This window comes from Acinetobacter sp. YH12255 (genome assembly GCF_013417355.1).
In the GTDB taxonomy this organism is placed as follows: domain Bacteria; phylum Pseudomonadota; class Gammaproteobacteria; order Pseudomonadales; family Moraxellaceae; genus Acinetobacter; species Acinetobacter pseudolwoffii.
The window spans coordinates 171,101-191,071 of the sequence record NZ_VPEC01000001.1; the positions used below are offsets into that span (position 1 = coordinate 171,101).

At 38.0% G+C, this 19,971-nt stretch carries 18 protein-coding genes and 1 pseudogene; 9 read left to right on the plus strand and 10 right to left on the minus strand.

Features of this window, described 5'->3' with window-relative positions:
- Positions 1–11: 11 nt before the first annotated feature.
- The 3 genes from FTV30_RS00875 to hemE form a co-directional block, all read right to left on the minus strand.
- A complete protein-coding gene (locus tag FTV30_RS00875; protein ID WP_005096400.1) occupies positions 12–482 on the minus strand; it encodes a DUF3015 family protein in 471 nt (156 codons plus the stop codon).
- A gap of 146 nt (positions 483–628) precedes the next feature.
- Positions 629–1,429, minus strand: coding sequence for a DUF817 family protein (locus FTV30_RS00880; RefSeq protein ID WP_005096399.1), 801 nt, complete (start codon positions 1,427–1,429; stop codon positions 629–631).
- 10 nt (positions 1,430–1,439) lie between these two features.
- Positions 1,440–2,510 (minus strand): uroporphyrinogen decarboxylase, encoded by a 1,071-nt coding sequence (hemE, locus tag FTV30_RS00885; RefSeq protein ID WP_005096398.1) that lies wholly within the window; start codon positions 2,508–2,510, stop codon positions 1,440–1,442.
- A gap of 206 nt (positions 2,511–2,716) precedes the next feature.
- On the opposite strand from hemE, the gene FTV30_RS00890 reads away from it, so the two are divergent.
- The 4 genes from FTV30_RS00890 (at position 2,717) to FTV30_RS00905 (ending at position 7,664) form a co-directional block, all read left to right on the plus strand.
- Positions 2,717–3,937 carry a L,D-transpeptidase family protein gene (locus tag FTV30_RS00890; RefSeq protein WP_005171817.1) on the plus strand — a complete coding sequence of 407 codons (1,221 nt, stop codon included), beginning with the start codon at positions 2,717–2,719 and terminating at the stop codon, positions 3,935–3,937.
- 177 nt (positions 3,938–4,114) lie between these two features.
- Positions 4,115–4,813, plus strand: coding sequence for a pirin-like bicupin family protein (locus FTV30_RS00895; protein ID WP_005096396.1), 699 nt, complete (start codon positions 4,115–4,117; stop codon positions 4,811–4,813).
- A 302-nt stretch (positions 4,814–5,115) separates the two neighbouring features.
- The gene (locus FTV30_RS00900) at positions 5,116–6,087 is read left to right on the plus strand and encodes a class I SAM-dependent methyltransferase (protein ID WP_005096395.1); all 972 of its coding nucleotides are present in this window, start codon (positions 5,116–5,118) and stop codon (positions 6,085–6,087) included.
- Between the two features lie 293 nt (positions 6,088–6,380).
- Positions 6,381–7,664, plus strand: coding sequence for a site-specific integrase (locus tag FTV30_RS00905; RefSeq protein ID WP_180000836.1), 1,284 nt, complete (start codon positions 6,381–6,383; stop codon positions 7,662–7,664).
- Positions 7,665–7,738: 74 nt separating this feature from the next.
- Here FTV30_RS00905 and FTV30_RS00910 read toward each other — a convergent pair whose 3' ends face one another.
- The gene (locus FTV30_RS00910; RefSeq protein WP_180000837.1) at positions 7,739–10,699 is read right to left on the minus strand and encodes a DEAD/DEAH box helicase; all 2,961 of its coding nucleotides are present in this window, start codon (positions 10,697–10,699) and stop codon (positions 7,739–7,741) included.
- A gap of 159 nt (positions 10,700–10,858) precedes the next feature.
- Between FTV30_RS00910 and FTV30_RS16170 the strand changes: the two are divergent.
- Positions 10,859–11,135, plus strand: a pseudogene (locus tag FTV30_RS16170) (integrase); the annotation flags it as partial.
- 131 nt (positions 11,136–11,266) lie between these two features.
- Here FTV30_RS16170 and FTV30_RS00915 read toward each other — a convergent pair.
- Together FTV30_RS00915 and FTV30_RS00920 are read right to left on the minus strand one after the other, a co-directional pair.
- Positions 11,267–11,833 (minus strand): IS630 family transposase, encoded by a 567-nt coding sequence (locus tag FTV30_RS00915; RefSeq protein WP_108675453.1) that lies wholly within the window; start codon positions 11,831–11,833, stop codon positions 11,267–11,269.
- The gene (locus FTV30_RS00920) at positions 11,823–12,278 is read right to left on the minus strand and encodes a helix-turn-helix domain-containing protein (protein WP_004647755.1); all 456 of its coding nucleotides are present in this window, start codon (positions 12,276–12,278) and stop codon (positions 11,823–11,825) included. The genes FTV30_RS00915 and FTV30_RS00920 overlap by 11 nt, the downstream gene beginning before the upstream one ends.
- Positions 12,279–12,453: 175 nt before the next feature.
- Here FTV30_RS00920 and FTV30_RS00925 point away from each other — a divergent pair, with 175 nt between their 5' ends.
- The 4 genes from FTV30_RS00925 (at position 12,454) to FTV30_RS00940 (ending at position 16,938) form a co-directional block, all read left to right on the plus strand.
- Positions 12,454–13,944, plus strand: a complete 1,491-nt coding sequence (locus FTV30_RS00925) for a hypothetical protein (RefSeq protein ID WP_180000838.1) — start codon at positions 12,454–12,456, stop codon at positions 13,942–13,944.
- A gap of 132 nt (positions 13,945–14,076) precedes the next feature.
- Positions 14,077–14,310, plus strand: coding sequence for an AlpA family transcriptional regulator (locus FTV30_RS00930; protein WP_180000839.1), 234 nt, complete (start codon positions 14,077–14,079; stop codon positions 14,308–14,310).
- Between the two features lie 385 nt (positions 14,311–14,695).
- Entirely contained in the window at positions 14,696–15,877 is a 1,182-nt protein-coding gene (locus FTV30_RS00935) for an inovirus-type Gp2 protein (RefSeq protein ID WP_180000840.1), read from the plus strand.
- A complete protein-coding gene (locus FTV30_RS00940; protein ID WP_180000841.1) occupies positions 15,874–16,938 on the plus strand; it encodes a hypothetical protein in 1,065 nt (354 codons plus the stop codon). The genes FTV30_RS00935 and FTV30_RS00940 overlap by 4 nt, the downstream gene beginning before the upstream one ends.
- Before the next feature lie 16 nt (positions 16,939–16,954).
- On the opposite strand, the gene FTV30_RS00945 is transcribed toward FTV30_RS00940, so the two are convergent.
- The 4 genes from FTV30_RS00945 to FTV30_RS00960 all read right to left on the minus strand — a co-directional run bounded on the left by FTV30_RS00945 (position 16,955) and on the right by FTV30_RS00960 (position 19,899).
- The gene (locus FTV30_RS00945; RefSeq protein ID WP_180000842.1) at positions 16,955–17,890 is read right to left on the minus strand and encodes an IS30 family transposase; all 936 of its coding nucleotides are present in this window, start codon (positions 17,888–17,890) and stop codon (positions 16,955–16,957) included.
- A 129-nt stretch (positions 17,891–18,019) separates the two neighbouring features.
- Complete coding sequence (locus FTV30_RS00950; RefSeq protein ID WP_180000843.1) at positions 18,020–18,766, minus strand: SDR family NAD(P)-dependent oxidoreductase; 747 nt, start codon at positions 18,764–18,766, stop codon at positions 18,020–18,022.
- A complete protein-coding gene (locus FTV30_RS00955) occupies positions 18,756–19,181 on the minus strand; it encodes a thioesterase family protein (protein WP_180000844.1) in 426 nt (141 codons plus the stop codon). The genes FTV30_RS00950 and FTV30_RS00955 overlap by 11 nt, the downstream gene beginning before the upstream one ends.
- Complete coding sequence (locus FTV30_RS00960; RefSeq protein ID WP_180000845.1) at positions 19,174–19,899, minus strand: SDR family NAD(P)-dependent oxidoreductase; 726 nt, start codon at positions 19,897–19,899, stop codon at positions 19,174–19,176. Before FTV30_RS00960 ends, FTV30_RS00955 begins: the two co-directional genes overlap by 8 nt.
- Positions 19,900–19,971: the final 72 nt, after the last annotated feature.

Consider the following 19,971-nt stretch of genomic DNA (forward strand, 5'->3'; position numbering starts at 1 on the left):
CAAAGTGCGGATCAGATGTAAGATTTCAATACTTCATCTTTGGCCATCACTGTTTGTAATGAACTCAGAACTTGAAGGGTATTCTGGTTTTGTTCGGAATAGATTTCAGAAAAATTCTGCTTGGAAATGTTAAAAAAATGGCCTTTGTCTTCAGATTTGATATTCAGAAGTTCAGCCAGAACATTCAGGCTTTCACCTTCACCCACTGCCATATCACGCGCCAGTGCTTCAGCATTTTCATTGGTAAAAGTCACCACTTGAGCGGTGACTGTTCCACCCTGGCTACAACCCAAAGTACCAAACGTGATCCCGAGCCATTGATTCGTGAAAAGAACGTTGGTGGTACCTGCTAAAAGTTTAGGAATAATACCAGTCTGACCGGCCCACACCTGACTTCCGATACCACAGCCGACATCTCGGTCAGCCATCGCCATACTTGAACCAGTCGCTAATACTGCCGCCAGCATAATTTTTTTCAACATACTTATTCTCCAGTTATTCTCATGCAATCTTTGTTATTACTCTCATTATGTAATTTGACTTACACACTCAGCAGAGTAGCGATAAGTCAGGTTTGGCGCAATCGAAAAAATGCATGCTTTACATAAACATAACCTGAATAATTCCATTACTCTTTCAGCGTCCAGTCGCCATGTAAATTGCGCTGCCCTAAAATCTTCAGTACCAAGACCAGACTCAGCAATAACAACAAATACCAGGACCCGAGTTTGCCCCAGCCCACCATATGCCATTGTTCAATCTGACTTGGATAGAGCCAGATCTGATAAAAGGTACTGATGTTCTCGGCAATCCAGATGATAAAGGCCAGCAGCAGCAAGATCGGTAACATTGGCAACTGAAAAGCGTGCTGATTCAACTGAAAACGAATTTTAGTTTTCCAGAACATCAGCACGCTCCAGACAAATAAAAGCATGCGATAGTCAGGAATAAAAAACTTGCTCATAAAGTTGATATAAGACAACACCGCCAGCAGCAACATATGGCGAAAGCCTGGCAACTTTTCAAATGAGACCTGATATAAACGCAAGGAACGCGCAAAAAAACTGCCGACCGCAGAATACATAAAACCGGCAAATAAAGGCACGGTCATAATTTTAAAGATTGCCGGTTGTGGATAATACCAGGAGGCAATCGCAGGATGGGTCAGAAAGATTTCCATCACCATGGCCATGAGATGAAACAGCGCAATCACTTTGGCTTCGGCCCAGGATTCCAGTTTGGTATAAAGCAGCAGCACCTGAATGAGCAGGGCAAAAAATAACAGATAGTCATAACGGTAAAAACCGTAAAACAGATCACTGCCCATGGCAGCAGTGAGTGCAAACGCCAGCAGGAGTAGAATCCCAAATAAGGCAGCCGAAGCTGCCTTATAGGTAAATTCAAACCCTGATTTGAATAGATCGATCAAGGTTTAAATCCTAAAGATATTTAGCACTATACTCATGTACGGTATCAATAAAGGCTTTTGGATTGGCTGGATCGACCCACTGGGTAATGCCGTGGCCGAGGTTTGCTACATAACCGGTTTTTTCACCATTGGCATAAGCATCATCCAGCATGGCTTTGGTCGCCTTAATAATAGTTTCCGATGAACCATATAAGGTCGCAGGGTCGAGGTTACCCTGAAGCGCAGCACGACCCGCAACGGTTTGACGTGCTACATCCAGTGGTGTGGTCCAGTCCAGACCAAAGGCATCTGCGCCTGTAGCGATCATCGGTTCCAACCACTGACCGCCACCTTTGGTAAACAGAATTACTGGAATCTTGCGGCCATCTTTTTCACGGTGCAAGCCAGTAACAATCTTCTTCATATAGTTGAGCGAGAATTCAATATATTCACGATGTGCCAGTGCGCCGCCCCAACTATCAAAAATCTGTACCGCTTGTGCACCTGCATCAATCTGCGCATTCAGATAATCAATCACGGCATCGGCTAGACGTTCCAGCAAAGCATGCAGCACTTCAGGCTGTGCATACATCATATTTTTGGTGAAGCGGAAATCTTTGCTTGAACCGCCTTCTACCATATAAGTCGCCAAGGTCCACGGACTGCCAGAGAAACCGATCAGAGGAACCTGGCCACCCAAGGCTGAACGAATGGTCGACACTGCATTCATCACATAATCCAGATCCGATTTTGCATTAAAGGCTGGCAGATTTGCGACATCCTGCTCGGTACGGACGGTTTTATGAAATTTAGGCCCTTCACCCACTTCAAAATACAATCCTAAACCTAAAGCATCAGGCACTGTCAAAATGTCAGAGAACAAAATCGCGGCGTCCAGATCATAACGGCGTAAAGGCTGCAAGGTCACTTCACAGGCCAGTTCAGTATTTTTGCAAAGAGAAAGGAAATCTCCTGCCTGAGCACGCGTTGCGCGATATTCTGGTAAATAACGGCCCGCCTGACGCATCATCCATACCGGAGTGGCATCTACAGGTTCACGCAACAAGGCGCGCAGAAAACGATCATTTTTTAAGGTCGTCATTTACTTTCCTATCTATCTTTGATATTCGCCATATCATAACAAAAAGGTTGTATTTTTAATAACTTCTGCTGACTTTAAAAACCGATCAGCTTAAGCGGCCAAATGTGATGTTTTACACAAAACAACTACTGCATCTCCACATTTTTTCTGTAATACTTATAGTGTTTTTTCACATTTTTAAAGAAATAATTTTAAGGTTGATTTACATGTTCGTTCGCACAATGCTCGCTGTGAGTTTAGGTTGCATTTTCGCAGGTACTGTTTTTGCTGCGTCTACTGCTGAACAACCATTGAACCCGCAAGTTGTTACCGATGTTTCAGTCCAGGATCCAATTGATCCACTCGCGACTGAAGCTTCAGCCGCCCAAGCACCGGCTGAAGCCAAAATTACGGCGCAAGAACAACAAGACTTAAATCAGGCCTCTGAAGCACTGAATGAGCTACAAGATACCGAAGACCAATCTGCTGATATTGGTGCAGCGCCAAATACCAAGGCCCCGACGAACTCTGCTGCGACCAAAGCTTCGTGGACTTTAGACGGCTTAAACAATGCCCAGTGGTATGAAAACATTGGTGCAGGTCAATTTCCGGTCTACGCACGTGCACATGTCATGCTCAACAATGCCCACGCTTCACCGGGTGCGATTGATGGTACCAGCGGCAAGAACACACTGAAAGCAATTGCCTCTTTCCAGCAAATGAATGGCATCAAGCCAAATGGCGTACTGACGCAGGAAACCTGGGACAAACTGGTGGCACGTCAGGGTTCCAAGCCGACCTTTGTAGAGTACACCATTACTGAAAAAGATCTGGCAGGACCATTTGCCAAATCGATTCCTTCAGATTATGCGCTACAGGCGAAAATGAAAGGTTTGTACTACACCAGCGCATCTGAAATGCTCAGTGAAAAGTTCCATATGGATGAAAACTTCCTGAAGAAGTTGAATCCAGGTGCTAATTTTAACAAAGTCGGCCAAAAGATTCTGGTGACCAATGTTCGTAATGAGCTACCAGAAGGTATTCACTTGATTGTTGCACATAAAGGTGCCAAACAACTGTACTTATTTAACAGTAAAAATCAAATGATCGGCTCATTCCCTGCCAGTATCGGCAATACCAGTACGCCTTCACCAACGGGTACTTATAAAATCACCGGCGTTGCACCAAATCCTTGGTATAGCTACTCGCCAAGTAACTTTGTTCAAGGTAAAAACACCAAACCACTGTCTCTACCACCAGGTCCAAACGGCCCGGTCGGTAATGTCTGGATTGGTCTCAACAAAAAATCATTTGGTATTCACGGCACACCGAATCCGTCCATGATTTCTAAATCCTATTCACACGGTTGTATCCGTCTGACCAACTGGGATGCCAATGATCTTGGCCGTAAAGTCAAATCTGGCGTAACTGTTCGTTTCTTAGAATAATGATCCGTAAAATGCTTTGAATAAAATGGCCCGCTTTTCAGTGGGCTTTTTTATGACTTGATTTTAAGCTGATATATCGTTGCAAAAATGCAATGATATGTCGCCTATTTGAGATTTTTTTGAGCTTAAAACAACAGTATGATGATCTCAAGTTGAAAATAAGATCGAGATGAAATCATGAAGGCTTTTCTACATCCTAGCGAAAATCGTGGTCATGTAAAAATGGGCTGGCTGGAGTCTAAGCACAGCTTCTCATTTGGTAACTGGTATGATCCCAAGTATATGGGGATCAGTGCCTTACGTGTTATTAATGATGATTTAATCGATGGGCATCAGGGTTTTGGAACCCATCCCCATGACAATATGGAAATCCTGACCTGCGTACTGAAAGGCACCATTACTCATCAGGACAGCATGGGCAATCATGGCGGTATTGCTGCGGGTGAATGGCAGCTCATGAGTGCCGGAACAGGTATTCGCCATAGTGAAATGAATCAGGGCGATGAGCGGGTACATTTACTGCAAATCTGGATTATTCCCAATGAACAGGATGCCAAACCGAATTATCAGCAAATTCGTCTGGATCCGCATGAGCAGCCTAACCATTGGCATTTAATTTGTGGACCGAATGGCAATGCGCCGATGCATATTCGTCAGAATGCTGAAGTCAAAACTGCGGTAATTCAGCAAGGTCAAAGTTTGCAAGTGCAGGCCACCCAGCAGATCAATTATATTCATGTAGTTTCTGGCACTGTGCAGATTGCAGAACATAGAGTTGAGGCGGGTGGTGCAATTGCTTTTCTGGATGACTCAGCGATTCAAGCCATCGATGATGCGCAAGTGATCTGGTTTGATTTACCAGAAGTGCCTCACTAAGTTTTAAGGCTCTCACCCATCATGGCTATTAATCACTTTGATGAATAGCCATTTTTTATGAATCGAGAATAAAAGCAGACAGAAGCTTTATCAGAAGATAATTTTTTTAAAAACAGCTATAAAAATTACACCAATTCACATCAGTTTTTTACTTAAAATTCTGGCATTTCAGGCGAAGATGAAGCTGATTCATTTCTATTGAATGAACGCATCGCGAATGGCTGATCTGGTCATGGTCTTATATGGGATTCAACGTCTATCCAGCTTTGTATTGATTTTAAATAAACCAAAGAGCAACGCTTATGAACCAGATTTTAGAAATTCAGAATCACCAGCAACATGCTCTGCATTTTTTACTAGCGTTTTTAAAACAACAAAACTATCAGTTCACAGCCATTACCCCGTTGTCGCATCAACGGATTTTAGATCGTAAAAGAAACGAGAAAAATCAGGAAATAACCCTGCAGGATATATTTGGCTGGAATCTGGAATTTAGCAAAACCGATCTTGATCCGGTTCTTTTTTCCTTGCTGGCAAAACAGCAACTTCTACAGGTTCAGGATGAGCAATACACCAGTCTGGTCAGAGTCGCTTCACTGGAAGGTGAACTCTTTATTCACTCTTCCTTTCCGACCACACAACAGGATGCTGTTTTTTTTGGTCCCGATACTTATCGCTTTGTCTATCATCTCAAGCAATATCTAGCCACCGAACCTCGCCCTTTCAAACGGGCTGCTGAAATATGCTGTGGCACCTCTGCTGCTGCCATCAGTATCGCCAAATACTTTCCGGATCATGAGGAAATCTTTGTAGCAGATCTAAACCCCAAAGCCTTGCTCTATAGTCAGCTCAACATTGATTTTTCGGGTTTTGCTTCAATCTCTCCTGTACAGAGCAATTTATTTTCCAATCTTGAAGGTCAGTTTGACCTGATTTTTGCCAATCCACCTTATTTAATTGATCCTGAGCAACGGCAATATCGACACGGGGGTAATGAGCTCGATGGCAATGAATTATCTTTTAAAATTATAAAACAAGGCCTGCAAAGGCTAAATTCAGGCGGCCGTTTATTTTTATATACCGGCGCTACCATCACACGAAATGGCAATCGATTTTTACAGTATCTGCAAGACCTGATGCAGCAGCATCAAAATATTCACTGGTCTTATGAGGAAATTGATCCGGATATTTTTGGTGAAGAATTAGAGCAACCTGCTTATCAGCATGTGGAAAGAATTGCTCTGGCTCTGATTAAGATTGAAGTATGCGATTGAAGAATATCTGTTTATAAATTATCGACTTTTTAAATATCGAACCTCTTTAAGATCCGTTTATTTTAAATCATTCTGTAAAATTCATCAGCAATAAAAAAACCCCAATCTTTCGATTGGGGTTTTTAAAATTTGGCGGAAGCGGTGTCCGTCTAACAGTAGTCCTAAACAATCCCGGACAATATTATAAACATATATTTTTCAATTATTTAATATTTTTATTATCCTAAGCCATCTTGCCTAATCCTACCATTTCCAGTATTTTATGAGGGGTAGGTTGTGGGGTAAATCAAGACATGCCAAAGAAATCTAAAGAGCTATCTGCACTCAGTGTAGCAAAAATTAAGAAGACTGGGCGACATTCTGTAGGGGGCGTTGATGGTCTTTGCTTGAATGTAGAAGGCAATTCTCGTGTCTGGATTTTACGCGCTGTTGTTGGCAAACGTCTGGATAAAGATGGAAAATTAAAGCCCCATCGACGTGATATTGGTATTGGCCCTTACCCTGAAGTTTCATTAGCTGAAGCGCGTGCCAAGGCAACAGAATTAAGGTTACAAATACGAAGCGGTATTGATCCAATTGCACATAAACAGGAACAGCTCAACAAGCTTAATATTCAGAAGCTTCGTGATAAAACATTCCTTGAGTGTGCAAAAGTCGTTATTGCCAATAAAACTCGTGAACTTAAAAATGAAAAGCATATTGGACAGTGGACATCTACATTAGAAACTTATATCTATCCTACTCTTGGCGATATTAGTATTGGCACAATTACTAAAGTTGATATTGCCGAAGTTCTTAGACCTATCTGGATTAAAAAAAATGAGACCGCCAAGCGTATTCGTGGCCGTATTGAAACCATTTTTGATTATGCCAAAGCTATGGGATATTTTGTGGGTGACAACCCTGCTGAATGGAAAGGCAATCTTGAGCCAATCTTAGGCAACTTAAAGCAGGAATCGCGCCCTCACCCATCATTACCTTATGAACAAGTTGCTGAGTTTATTCAGCACTTGAGACAGAAAAAAGGAATTTCACCGAAAGCTCTGGAATTTGCAATTTTAACGGCTTGCCGTTCTGGTGAGATTTTTGGAGCTAAATGGCAGGAAATTGATTTTAAAAATAAAGTCTGGACTATCCCTAAAGAACGTATGAAAGCTGAAAAAGAACATCGTGTTCCGCTATCCCAACAAGCTATCCGTTTACTTAAGTCTGTTCAAGAATTTACTCAACAGCAAGATTACATTTTTCCTGCTCCACGAAATGGTGCAATGCTTTCTGACATGTCATTGACCACTCTGATCAAACGTATGCATGAACAGAAGTTTAAAGAAAATGGCTTAGGCTATATTGATCCAAAACAAAATCGAGTAATTACAACACATGGTTTTCGGTCTACTTTCCGGGACTGGTCAGCAGACAAAACAGATTACCCTAGAGAAGTTTGTGAGCACGTATTGGCACATAAGCTACCTGATGAAGTCGAAGCAGCTTATTTACGTGGGGCTTATCTGGAAAAACGTAAAGGATTAATGGCTGACTGGGCTGAGTTTTGTAATGCACAAAAATTAATAGCATAAAATCTATGCTTCCGCCTTAAATGGCAGAAGCATTAATATATTTTTTCCCTCATCAAGTCTGATAGAGATTATACTTATTTAATAATATAATAAGTTTCAGCATTCAAGGTCTGTTTAATAATACATGCCAACTGCCCCAACACTGATTCAACACGAGAATTCAGTTCAGAATAATCTAGGCTCGGCTGAACTAATACTATTTCTATAGTAACGTCATAAGTTCTATACTTTTTAATCAAAGCATCTAAATCTGACATTTCACCTAATATGAATCTACTATTTTTAGTCTTTTTATAAGTATTATTCTCTCTAATCTTTAATTGTTTTAATGCTTTTACTGCATCAGATAATTTATCACAAGTTGAAAGGGTTTGCTGAACCAGCTCATTCACAGCTCCAATAGAAGATTTTGTACCTATAGCATATTTACAATGATATAAACGCATACATACTTTTTGCTGTTCTTCATCAATCCAAAATCCAACTAAATCTGCAAGTTCATTACTACCATCGTCATAGAACAATATGTTCGGCTTATTTTCTTGAGATTGAAGTACATCAATTATTTTACCCTGAACAGAGTTTTTCACTGCCCCAAACTTCCAACTCTCTTTATTTATCTCCACCCCATTCCAGTCCAACTCAGTTACATTATCTTTTACTAATGTGTAAGAATATTTATTCTTATAACCAATTTTTTCATTTAAACTAATTACTTCAAAACCTGAAGTCCAAGCAACAAGCCCAAGTTTTTTTGGAAGTTCCTTAATAAAATCTAACTCACAATTAAGTTTTATTCCATTATAAGACTCGGAAACTAAAATAAAACCATGAGTTAAATCATAGATATAATCAAGTGTACAAAAATAATCATCTTCAAAATAAATTTTTATCGAAAAACTTATTATCTCTTCAGCTTGTTTAACATTTAAAACCTCATAAAAGCTAAAATTTAATGTTTTTAAGCCCAACTCTCCTCTAATCCGTATTAAATTAACAGCCTTAGAAATTAAATCTACAGGTGAGATGGTGAGAATTTTAAAATTAGCTAAGTTTTCAACACTAAATGGCTCAAGCATATTATTAACAAATGAATCAATAGGAATATTTTCATTATGAATTTTGTCATATAACGATTCACACCATTTGACCCATTGATAAATGTTAGCACTAGACATTGACCATGTGATACCCTTCCTAGAGCACCCCAAGCTAGCTTTCTTACCGTCAATGTAACCATGGCCAAAAAAATTTGATAATGCATTATTATTTAAATCTTGCTGTGTTAATTCTTTGTAGACATCTGTACCAGTAAACATTCTAAATCTTATATTTCTAGATGTTGATAACATACCTAAATTTGCAAACGCTGAACGTTCTAGATCATAAAACATTCGAAATAACTCAGGAAAACTAAAATTAATATAGCCTAACTCTTTTGCTAAATTCTGGACTAAATCCTTATTACTTCCATGAATAAATAAGTCAGTACCTTTTCTCAGAAATATGAATATATCGAACAAATCAAATTGTAACTCATCACTAGACACCCACATAGGGGTAACTTTCTTTCTTGATAAGATAATTCCTAAATTTTCTTCCCTAAAAATTGCAGAAATATAATTATCCGACAACTTATTAAAATATTTTTTAAGATTAGTTTTTTCAAATATCTCGTTAATATCATCATCAATTTCTTTATAAATTGTTGCGCTATTTTTAATATAAAATGAATTTGATGAGAACAATTTTCTTATCAATTCATGATTATATTCACCATCAATTGAAGAACTAAAAAATTCTTCTGTCATTTTTTCTTTACTTAAACTCCCAATCAATAGGTTCCAATCTGCATCAGCCTGATAAAGCTCTTGAAATTGCTCTCCAATATCATCTGCAACAACATTTGAGATGATTGTTGCTTGACCTAGTTTTTTTGTTCTATTAACCCTTGTGAAACGACCCACTAATTGCATAAATATTGGCAAGCTCTTACATTTTTTATGTAAAGCTAATATTTTTAAATTAGGTAAATCATACCCTTCTCCAAACATATCAACACAAACCACTATTTGTGTTTTTCCTTCCTTTAATTTACTTTTATCTTCTTCATTTATTCCATCTTTGCTGGTTGCTAATAAAACTTCCATTTTTTCAGGGAAATATTCTTTTATTAGAGAGGTATATAATTTTTTTAATTCTTTTGCATGCTTAATAGTAGAAGTTTTAACCATAAGAACATGCTCTAGCCCTGCCAGAATATCTTTCTGTAATACTTCCAATGCTTTCCTTGCAACAACGCCATCGGATTTCTCGTCATAATATTCATTGACAGCTTCAAATTGAATTTTCTCAAAAATACCTTCATCAAAAGCTTTTGCTATTGAATATTGATATATGAGTTTTCCTTCTAATTTTTTACCATCTCCTCTGTAAGGGGTTGCGGTAAATTGAAATATCTTCTTTTTTCTTTGGGTGAAATTATCACGAAGTTTTTTCCATGTTGGAGCTTCACTATGATGAGCCTCATCAAAGATCAACCTATCAAACTGATTTAAAAAAACCTTCAAATTTTCATCTTGGAATGAATTAAAAATTTGCGATGTTGCAACGACAATAAACTGTTCTTCTAAATCATGTTCAACAATTTTATCAATATCTTTTGGTTCTAACCTAGAAATAATAGGTTGTTCACTATTTTCAGGAAGAACCCCCCAAGCAATATATTTTTTAAAATCGATTAGATCATCACTTATTTGCTTCCGTAAAGAGTCGGATGGAACAACGATTAGCGTTCTCTTAAATATTGCTTTAAATAACAATGATGCAATGACACCCGTTTTTCCTGTCCCTGTAGGCATATTAATTATTACAGGTTCTTCCTCATCATTTAAATCATAGTCTAAACATTTAAGCAATGCTGACTTTTGAGGTAGCCTTAAGGCTGTTTCATAAATAGCAAGGGTTGATTTCCACGATGAAATTATCTGATCTTTTGACTTATCATTTCCAGTATCAACTCTTACTAGCCCCATATTTAACCTGTTAGATTTATTGAAATAAGTTCCATGATGATAGTAGAAACTATTTAAAACAAGAGCAAATAATCAATAAAAATATATTGTTACAATTATAAAGTTTACTTATTTTTGAATTCGCTCGCAATCAAAATAGCCTGTGTTTCTAGTTAAACCCTTTCTGATATGTTATTGATGACTGTGATCTAGAACATGCTTGGACAAAAGCTAAAAGAAAATGGCTTAGGTTATCTTGATCCAAAGCAAAATCGTGTTATTACAACACATGGTTTTCGGCCTACACTTCGTGGCTGGTTAGCAGAGAAAAACAGAGTACCCTCGTGAAGTCTGTGAGCACGTACTTGCACATAAGCAGCTAGAAGAAGTCAAAGCAACTTACTTACGTGAGGCTTATCTTGAAAAACGTAAGAGTTTGATGACTGATTGGGCTTAGTTTTGTTGTAAATTACTAATAGTATTTATTGAAAAATCATACAATAAAATTGCCCATTCAACCACAACTCACTTCTTGTGTATTTACAGAATATTCGCTTCGTATATATTGATAATATAGTTAAGTTGTCATTAAAAAGTAAACATGTATTCTTTTCCGAATTGGTTTGATACTTTCTCCACCCATTGCTCTATTTTGTCAGCTGTCATGACTTGAAAATCTCGCCAATAATATTTCATCTGCTTCCATACCATCTCGATTCGATTTAACTCAGGGCTATAAGCTGGAATAAAATACAGATTCGTCGAAAAGTTAGTTTTAAGTAGCTCTCTGTAATCAGCCATCTTTTTACTTCTATGAATCGAGGCATTATCAACAATAAGAACCAATGGAAGGTTATACGTCTGTTTTACTTGTTGAGCTATTCCAGTTAAATAGGCATAAAACCAAGTGCTTGTCACTGACTCTTGTAAACAACTAGTCACCAGTTTCCCCGTTGAAAGCAAACACCCCATGACATTAACTCGTTTTAATCTTATTGCATCAACCGCATGAACATCACCTATCTTTGTCCACGCATAGCGGTTATCAGGTGTAGATGAAAATCCTGTTTCATCAACATAACCTAATATAATTTCACCACGTGCCGCTTGCTCTCGTAATTCTTCAATCTGCTGTGTTGCTTGTTCAAATGCAATCGGATCTCTTTTTTTTCAAGCTATGACGGGTACGCTTGAAGACCATACCTGAATCACGTAAAAACTTACGAATGGTTTCAACAGACACGGACACTTCGTATTCTTCATGTAGTTTGACTCGGATTTGTTCTGCATTGAGTGGACTTGTATTGACCCAATCTAGGATTTTCGCCTGATAGTCTGAGATCAATGTATTGGGTCGACCTGAGCGATGACCTTCTTTAATCGATTCAAACTCATACAATTCCCAACGTCGGCGTTGTAGCCTTATGGTTTCTGGGATACGTTCTTGTAGAGTGGCAACTTCCGCAACACTTTTACCTTCGGAAAGCCAGAGAATAGTTTGGGCACGTTGCCTTTCACGCCAATGTTTTGCATGCTTGACCAGAAAAATGAGTCGTTCTCGCTGTTCTAAACTAAGTGGTACAGAAACAATTCTAGGCATGTGTGAACATCTGTTAACTAAAAAAACCTTTTCGCATCATTAGTTATTTTTGTCAACTTAATAATTACCCAAAACTCCGTACTGAAATAACGCATAAGTATGTACACTTTGGATCTGGGCATAAACACTAAAATTTACAATAATGTTCAATCAAAATATTGAGTATAAGGAAATAATGGACACCGTAGAAGAATGTTCTGACAATCTCTCTTTTGATGACCAAATCAAAATTATAAATGATTTGGAACAGTACATATTTAAAAAAATTTATTCTCGTTTAGAATTCCGCTCAAAGATACATAATCAAATAAAACTAGATCATCTAAACTTAGTCAAACTCAATTATACGATATTTGATAAAAGTTTACTCTGCCAATCTTTTTATCAAGTTCAAGCTGCTACACCTTTAAACTTCTTCAAACCTATTCATGACAAAATTCTTAAAACAGTAATCTACATATTGCATGATCAGGGTATGTTTAAAGAATCAGATGAAAATCGAGTAAAAAGGTTATGTAGGGATACTGTCAAAAAAACTATTTCTTGTTCAAAAGATAATGATGAATTTCCTTGTGAGATTTGTAAACATAAAGATAAAGTGCTTTGTAAAAAAGGTGATGATATAGCTGAGAAACTGGATTTTGAATATTTACCTATACATTATCATGAAATCATTTCAGACATAAAAACCTATCGTTCCGCCATCGAAACTAAAAATCATACGCAAGCAAAAATTATTTATAAAAGCTTACTCCAGCAATATTCAAAGCATCGTGATTCTTACGTAATCGAATTATTACCTGAAAGCTTTCAAAACACGATCGATAAAATTCAAATCAGCTATCTTTCACAAGAACCTTATGATATCAAAGAAAAAGCTTATATCGACTTTGTTGAAGAATTTATCAAGAAATTCGAATATGACCATGTATTACTTTGGAATGAGTTAAATTTTTCAAGACAGGATCAGAATACGCTAAAGGAAATATCTGCTCTTTCATTTCAACTCATTGGTCCATTTAAAAATAAGTTTGCTATACGTAAGTTGAACTCAAAGATTCGCGCACTAAAACCAAAAAAAATAGTATTACTTGAAAAACTTACGGAGTATCTAGACAAAAAAGCGACAGCATATGTACGTGAGATTTTAATGCAAATGTATGATCAAAAAGAAAAAATATATACAAAGCAACAAGGAAATATTGACAAACTTTTACGGACTAACTTTAAAAAATATCAGACAAAGATATTAAACAGAAAACAACAGGTTAAAATTATTTCTAAGATTAAAACTAAATTTACACCTCAAATAATACAAATATTAGAAGACAAACAGGAGAAAAAACAGCAACAGCTTGATTTTAAAGTGCAACTGCAAAAGCACATTGTGCGAAATCTGACAAATGCGTCAACAGGAATTATAAGCAGTGAGTCTGTTTATGACCCGTACTTATTTACTCCTACTGCATCTATCCATGACACAAATGCTCTAGCTGAACTTAAAACAAAAGCCACCCGAAATAAATCTGCTAAAAAGCAGAAAGGTTTCCAGAATCAGGAGCATCCCACAACTCAGCCGAAAAGAAAATTTATTGGCGATACTGAGAGGATGCTTAAAGACAATAAAAAAATTTATCAGTCTTTGAAAGACCTTCTAAATGATTAAGTTCATCGCTTTGACATTAAGAAATTATAGGCTCCACGCACTTCCTGCATAAAGTGTAATTCCATTTATGTACTTTCTATTGATTGGTTCAACGCCTTCCAGATTGAACCAACGCTATAGAAGGAAATCTAAATGTCTACTATCCAAAACACAATTCAAATGCTGCGTCTACCTGAGCTGATTAACCTGATAGGTTTATCTCGGTCATCCATTTATGACCGACTAAACCGGCGGTCTAAACGCTATGATCCGGACTTCCCTAAACCAGTGAAGTTAAATAATGCTTCACGGTGGTTACTCTATGAAGTTGAAGCTTGGATTAAAAGTAAAATTTCATACCGCGATCAAGCCGATTCGGTGAGCTAATTCTGTACCTGTAAATTCAAAACATAATGCAGCTGTGCAATGCATTCTGAAATTATAAGTATGGTTAGGCTATCATTTTAATTTTCAATGAATTACGGTCTTATATATTTACTATTAATCTATATCTATTAATCATATAACATTCTATGTATTAATAGATGATCAATAGTTTTAAAGTATCCAAATACATCAATACTGATATAACCCTATAGGATGTTGGCGTATAGACGTACTGGTGTAGTAGATATGACTCAAGTTCATCCTAAGTTAGCTTAACCAACTTGGATCCAATCATGGATACTGCTCTAAACAGTATCCAGTGGATGTCCACACTTAGAATACTGATCACAGTTGCGCTTTTAACTTTTATTGAAGCGTAATAAACATGAATATTTTATATGCAAATGCTGGCCGATACATGGGGACTCATGAACAATGGCTCCAGCAATTTGAAACCGAACTGCAAACTACTCCAGTCAACGATGGTGACAAAACCACCTTTGTCGTGAATTCACTGGATAACATCCTAGCCCCTGCTATAGGGAAAGCTAAACTCGTCAAACAGTTCAAAAAGCATAACTTCCCTGAAGTCATAGTTGGAGCAAAAAAACTATCGAATAGCCGCTATACCTTTTCTACCAAGTACCCTGCTCACATGAGTAATTTACCTTCTGATATTGAAGAACTAATAAACTATTCTTCGCATTCAGACATTATCAACGGTCTTGATATTCAGGCATTTGATGATGCGCTAAGCCAGATGTCAGAAGATGAATTAGAGCTCTTGAGGAATAGTACACCTCCACCTTCCAGTCTGAAGGAGAATTTGCTCCCGTACATTAATGCAGTCAATAAGTTTAGTGGCTTAATTGGGTCATTTTTCCGACGTCCCGACATTAGGCGCAAAGTTTATGATGAGCGGAAGAATCTAAAAAACAATAAATCTCGAATGATTAAAATGTTCAATTCTTTAATTGAGCGTTATTCGCGTGTAGTCGTTGTAAGGCTCGATTTATATTTCAAAAACAAATCTGAAACGTTACTGCAAAATTGTTTCACAGCTGAAGATTGTTTGTCTAAAAATGATTTTGATGCGTTTAAAAAGCGCGTCGAACAACTACTAGAAAACAAACGGCATAATCCTGTATTAAAACAAGCCATCGGATATATTTTTCGTTTTGAATATACGCCAAGACGTGGATTCCATCTACATACATTCTGGTTTTTCAATGGAAATAAGAATCAGGAAGACATTAGCTTGGCAGAAGGCATTGAACAGTTGTGGAAGAAAGTGACCAATGATCAAGGTTATGCTTACATCTGTAATAAGCGTAAGCATACTTACGAAAATTGTTATTTAGGTACGATTGAATACAACCAGTCGGAAAAAAGAAAGTGGCTTGAAGATGGTTTTGATTATCTCTGTAAAACCAGCCAGTTATTCATTTTCACCAATATGAAAAATGGACGTCGCTTCCAGATTAGTCAACCTTTACAACCACAGACTCGTGGTCGCCCAAGATCAAAACCCTTAGATCTTAATTCAGTAACTGGAGATGAAGCATGATTAGATTACAGCCTAATGAATCATTTGCATCGCTCCTCAGTACTCACCATATTACTCAAGCGTATATTCAGCCTTTTATTGGCTATATACCCAATAATCGCCCTCCTGTTGGCTTGGATGATTACCTGAAGCTATATTGTATGATTGCTGAAAATAAGACTTTTAAAATTATCTCTAAACAACCAACTTATGACTGTCTGGTGCCACATGTCTATCTAACGCCCAAAGGTGTTAATTTACTCAAGATTATTCTGGATATTCCGATGAATCCTTTTCTGACGGGTAAATTTTCAGATGTGATCATCAAACCAGAGATCAAGCTGATGGTTGATTTACTGTATAAGCATAGACTCCTTGACTTTCCACTTAAATTCTATCAGCAGTTTGAGGCAGCTGTAGATGGGTTCTGTCAGGACTTGAAAGTGAGGTCTAAAACACGAGATTTTGTGAGTTTGAAGAATCAGTGGGATACGTCATTCATTAATTCTAGGAAAGCTTATAATCGTTTTGAAGAAGCAGCCTTGCATAACAATTCAATGTTTCAGGTGCAATCATTACTCATTTCAGCTGAATTTTTGAGTGTTGATGATTTTTCAATGAACCCTAGAACATTTGCTCCAGTCACTGTTGATGACATCTTGCAGAAGACTTCAAGTAAAATTATCGAAGCGGTCTGGGCAAACAATACTGAAAACCAAACTGTAGGTATTTTGTCGAAACAGGAAACGACTATTCGGGGGGTTAAAAGTATTCGACTTATCTTTTTTGTAGCACGAGAAGATACAGATTTCACCCCATTTAGTGAATCTCAGCTCTATAACGATGTTGAACCTTTTGTATTTCAGGAAGGCAAAAACCGTGTTGAGTGGAGTGATATTGCCTGCATGAACTCAGGGGTAGAACCTTTAGTTTATGGACTAGAATCCAATTTTTACGATACAAATCAGAATTATATTAGTATGCGACTTACCACTTTAAAATACAGTTTGATTGGTCCAGAATATTGGGTGCGGTTTAAATACACTAACACAACGTTTAAAGTTGAAAAAAGTTCGTATTAATCAATTATTTTATGACTTAGATTAGCATTTGAAGTGCAACACCATGTTGTTGCCATAATACCTGACTCGGACTTTTAAAGCCGAGTCTTTTTCTTTGACGATGATTGATACGGTCAGTGATTTCTGAAATGTATTCATCTCTATACTGATTTAAGTCACTTCCTTTACTAATGTATTGTCTGACTAAGCCATTGGTATTTTCATTTGTACCTCGCTGCCAAACGCTATAAGGATCTGCGAAGTACCAATCTATTTCTAATGCTTGAGCTGCATATTCATGCAGACTGAACTCCTTACCATTATCTGCGGTAATCGTTTTGAGCTGATCTTTGATCGGCTCAAGTAAACTGATCGTTGTTTGGCAAACTTCCTCTGCTTTGCGTGAGCTACACTTCTTCAACCACAAATAACCTGTCTTGCGATCTACAATCGAGACCAATGATTGCTGATGATTCTTACCCACAATCGTATCTATCTCTAAATCACCGAAACGATGACGCTGTTCAATCTCAATCGGTCTATCATGAATGCTTTTACGATTAGCCAGCTGACCACGAGTTTCAGGATAGCCGTATTTCCTCTTTCTTTGATTTCCGAAACGTAGATGATGAAAGAGAGTACCGTCCTTATTTTTATCCTGTCGTATTAAACGATAAATTGAATGCAGGCTGACTGAAACACGAGAAGTAATTTGTTCAGGACTCCATTGAAGTTCAAGATAAAAAATGACATGTGCCCATATTTCATCAGAGATTCTTTTGGGTTTGGAGCAATGGCGTCTTAAAGCGAGTTTAGCGAAGTAACCATTTCTCGCTCGATTACGATTGATTTCTCTAGAAATAGTGGAAGGTGAACGATTCAGTCTCCAAGCAATGTAACGTTTAGAAAATCCTTCACGTAACAATGTAGAAATCTGATATCTTTCCTCTTGGGTAAGATGAGTATAGTCCATAATGCAACTTTGACTTTGGTCGGTCGGAAGCAAAATGCTAGCTTATCTTGCTTCTTTCCAATAATTTAATCTCTGTTGCACTTCATTTGAGAATCTAAGATTTATGAAAGAGTTCTATTTTACCGCACATCACTGAATAGAATAACCACCATCGATCACATACTGTGAGCCCGTAATAAATTTAGCTTCATCCGACCATAAAAATTTCACTAAGGCTGCTACTTCTTCAGCTGTACCCAAACGCCCTACTGGGTGTTTGGCAGCCAACATTTCACTGTCAATATGCGCGATTAGCGGTGTTTCAATATAACCAGGATGCACTGAGTTAACACGAATATTGTCAGCAGCGTAATCCAGTGCAGCCGCTTTGGTCATACCTGTCACCGCATGTTTACTGGTCACATAAGCGGAGCGATTTTTAGTACCGATCACTCCTAGCATAGAAGATGTATTGACAATAGAACCACCTCCGGATTTCAGCATCAGTGGAATCTGGTAATGCAGGCAATAATAAATACTGTTCACATTGACATTCATTACACGATGCCACTCTTCAAACTCAATATCCGCAATGCCTTTGGCTGCTGAAGTCATACCTGCATTGTTCAGTACATAGTCCAAACGGCCAAACTGTTGTTCAATTACGCTGACGGCAGACTGAATAAACTTCGCATCGGTAACATCGCCGCAGAAGCTAATAATTTCGGTTTTATCCTGTAGCTGCGCTTTCAACTCCTCAAGGGCTTGTGCATTTAAATCCAAGAGACATAGACGACAAGACTGTTCTGCCATAGCGCATGCTGCTGCTTTGCCAATGCCTGAAGCAGCGCCGCTGATCATTGCCACACGTTGAGTTATCTTTGATTTATTGTCCATGTGGCTGAAACTCCTGCATATATTCTATTAGTTTTTCACGCATTTCTGTAGGAATAGATTTCTTTTCAAAACTGACTGGATCCACAATCACAATTACACTTTTACCGATGGCGACGAGCGTCTCCTGCTGCTCGCTGAAGACTTCATACAGCATCGTAAAACTGGTGTTACCCACATGCGTGACGTATGAGTGTGTAATTAAATGATCGGGATAGACGACTGGACGGCGGTATTCGCATTCATTTTTCAAAATCACGCTGTATAGATCATTTTCAAAAAATTGCAGATGATTTAAAAATGCAATTCGTGCATCTTCTAGATAACGAAAATAATGCACATTGTTCAGATGGCCAAATAAATCCATTTCGCCCCAAGAAATAGGACGACTGACTTCAGATAGACTCAACTCAGTCACGATACAGCCCTCCATTCACATGAATATTTTCACCCGTAATATAGGATGCGCTACTGCTACAAAGGAAAGTGATGACCTCAGCAATTTCTTCAGGCTGGCCTAAGCGTTTCAGCGGCGTGGTCTGAATCATCCCTTGGCGTTTTTCATCACTCATCCCCTGCATCATTGCAGTATCTATCAGTCCAGGGGAAACCGTATTCACTCGTGTACGTGGTGCTAACTCAATAGCAAGACTTTTGGTCAGTGCAATAACGCCACCCTTAGCAGTTGCATAAGCGGTATGGGCAATACTGCCCTGATGACCTGCAATGGAAGAAATATTGACAATAGCACTCTGCTCAGATAGGGCTGGCAAAAAGCTTTTGATTAGATAGTAATTGGCATTCAAATTAATATTAATCTGATGATTCCAATGTTCGAAGCTTAAATCTGAAAGTTCAATATGCTTATACAGGCCAGCGGCATGAATAATAAAATCAACCTGTGGGTACAGCTGCAGTGCTTGTTCAGTCACAGCATCCATGACATCAGGAGATGCAATATCTGCCTGAAAATAATGTGCACGACTTTTTAAACTGTCTAAAAATTCACGGTCTTCTGGAACTACATCCATTAAGATAAAATTGACATCATAGTGATCAAAGGCGTGTATAACCGCACGGGCGATTCCCCCCAGTGCGCCAGTTAAAACAACCGTTTTATTTTGTAGTCCTTTCATATTTTATCTTCCATTCAACTTTTTAATCAGGTTCAACGTGTGCATTGTCACGTATAGCTCAGACACTGCCAG

Coding starts and splice junctions, on each gene's coding strand:
- FTV30_RS00910 (WP_180000837.1), bottom strand. CDS start 10,699: ATGGGGCTAGTAAGAGTTGATACTGGAAATGATAAGTCAAAAGATCAG.
- FTV30_RS00900 (WP_005096395.1), top strand. CDS start 5,116: ATGAACCAGATTTTAGAAATTCAGAATCACCAGCAACATGCTCTGCAT.
- FTV30_RS00920 (WP_004647755.1), bottom strand. CDS start 12,278: ATGCCTAGAATTGTTTCTGTACCACTTAGTTTAGAACAGCGAGAACGA.
- hemE (WP_005096398.1), bottom strand. CDS start 2,510: ATGACGACCTTAAAAAATGATCGTTTTCTGCGCGCCTTGTTGCGTGAA.
- FTV30_RS00960 (WP_180000845.1), bottom strand. CDS start 19,899: ATGAAAGGACTACAAAATAAAACGGTTGTTTTAACTGGCGCACTGGGG.
- FTV30_RS00905 (WP_180000836.1), top strand. CDS start 6,381: ATGCCAAAGAAATCTAAAGAGCTATCTGCACTCAGTGTAGCAAAAATT.
- FTV30_RS00950 (WP_180000843.1), bottom strand. CDS start 18,766: ATGGACAATAAATCAAAGATAACTCAACGTGTGGCAATGATCAGCGGC.
- FTV30_RS00895 (WP_005096396.1), top strand. CDS start 4,115: ATGAAGGCTTTTCTACATCCTAGCGAAAATCGTGGTCATGTAAAAATG.
- FTV30_RS00930 (WP_180000839.1), top strand. CDS start 14,077: ATGTCTACTATCCAAAACACAATTCAAATGCTGCGTCTACCTGAGCTG.
- FTV30_RS00925 (WP_180000838.1), top strand. CDS start 12,454: ATGGACACCGTAGAAGAATGTTCTGACAATCTCTCTTTTGATGACCAA.
- FTV30_RS00945 (WP_180000842.1), bottom strand. CDS start 17,890: ATGGACTATACTCATCTTACCCAAGAGGAAAGATATCAGATTTCTACA.
- FTV30_RS00940 (WP_180000841.1), top strand. CDS start 15,874: ATGATTAGATTACAGCCTAATGAATCATTTGCATCGCTCCTCAGTACT.
- FTV30_RS00890 (WP_005171817.1), top strand. CDS start 2,717: ATGTTCGTTCGCACAATGCTCGCTGTGAGTTTAGGTTGCATTTTCGCA.
- FTV30_RS00935 (WP_180000840.1), top strand. CDS start 14,696: ATGAATATTTTATATGCAAATGCTGGCCGATACATGGGGACTCATGAA.
- FTV30_RS00875 (WP_005096400.1), bottom strand. CDS start 482: ATGTTGAAAAAAATTATGCTGGCGGCAGTATTAGCGACTGGTTCAAGT.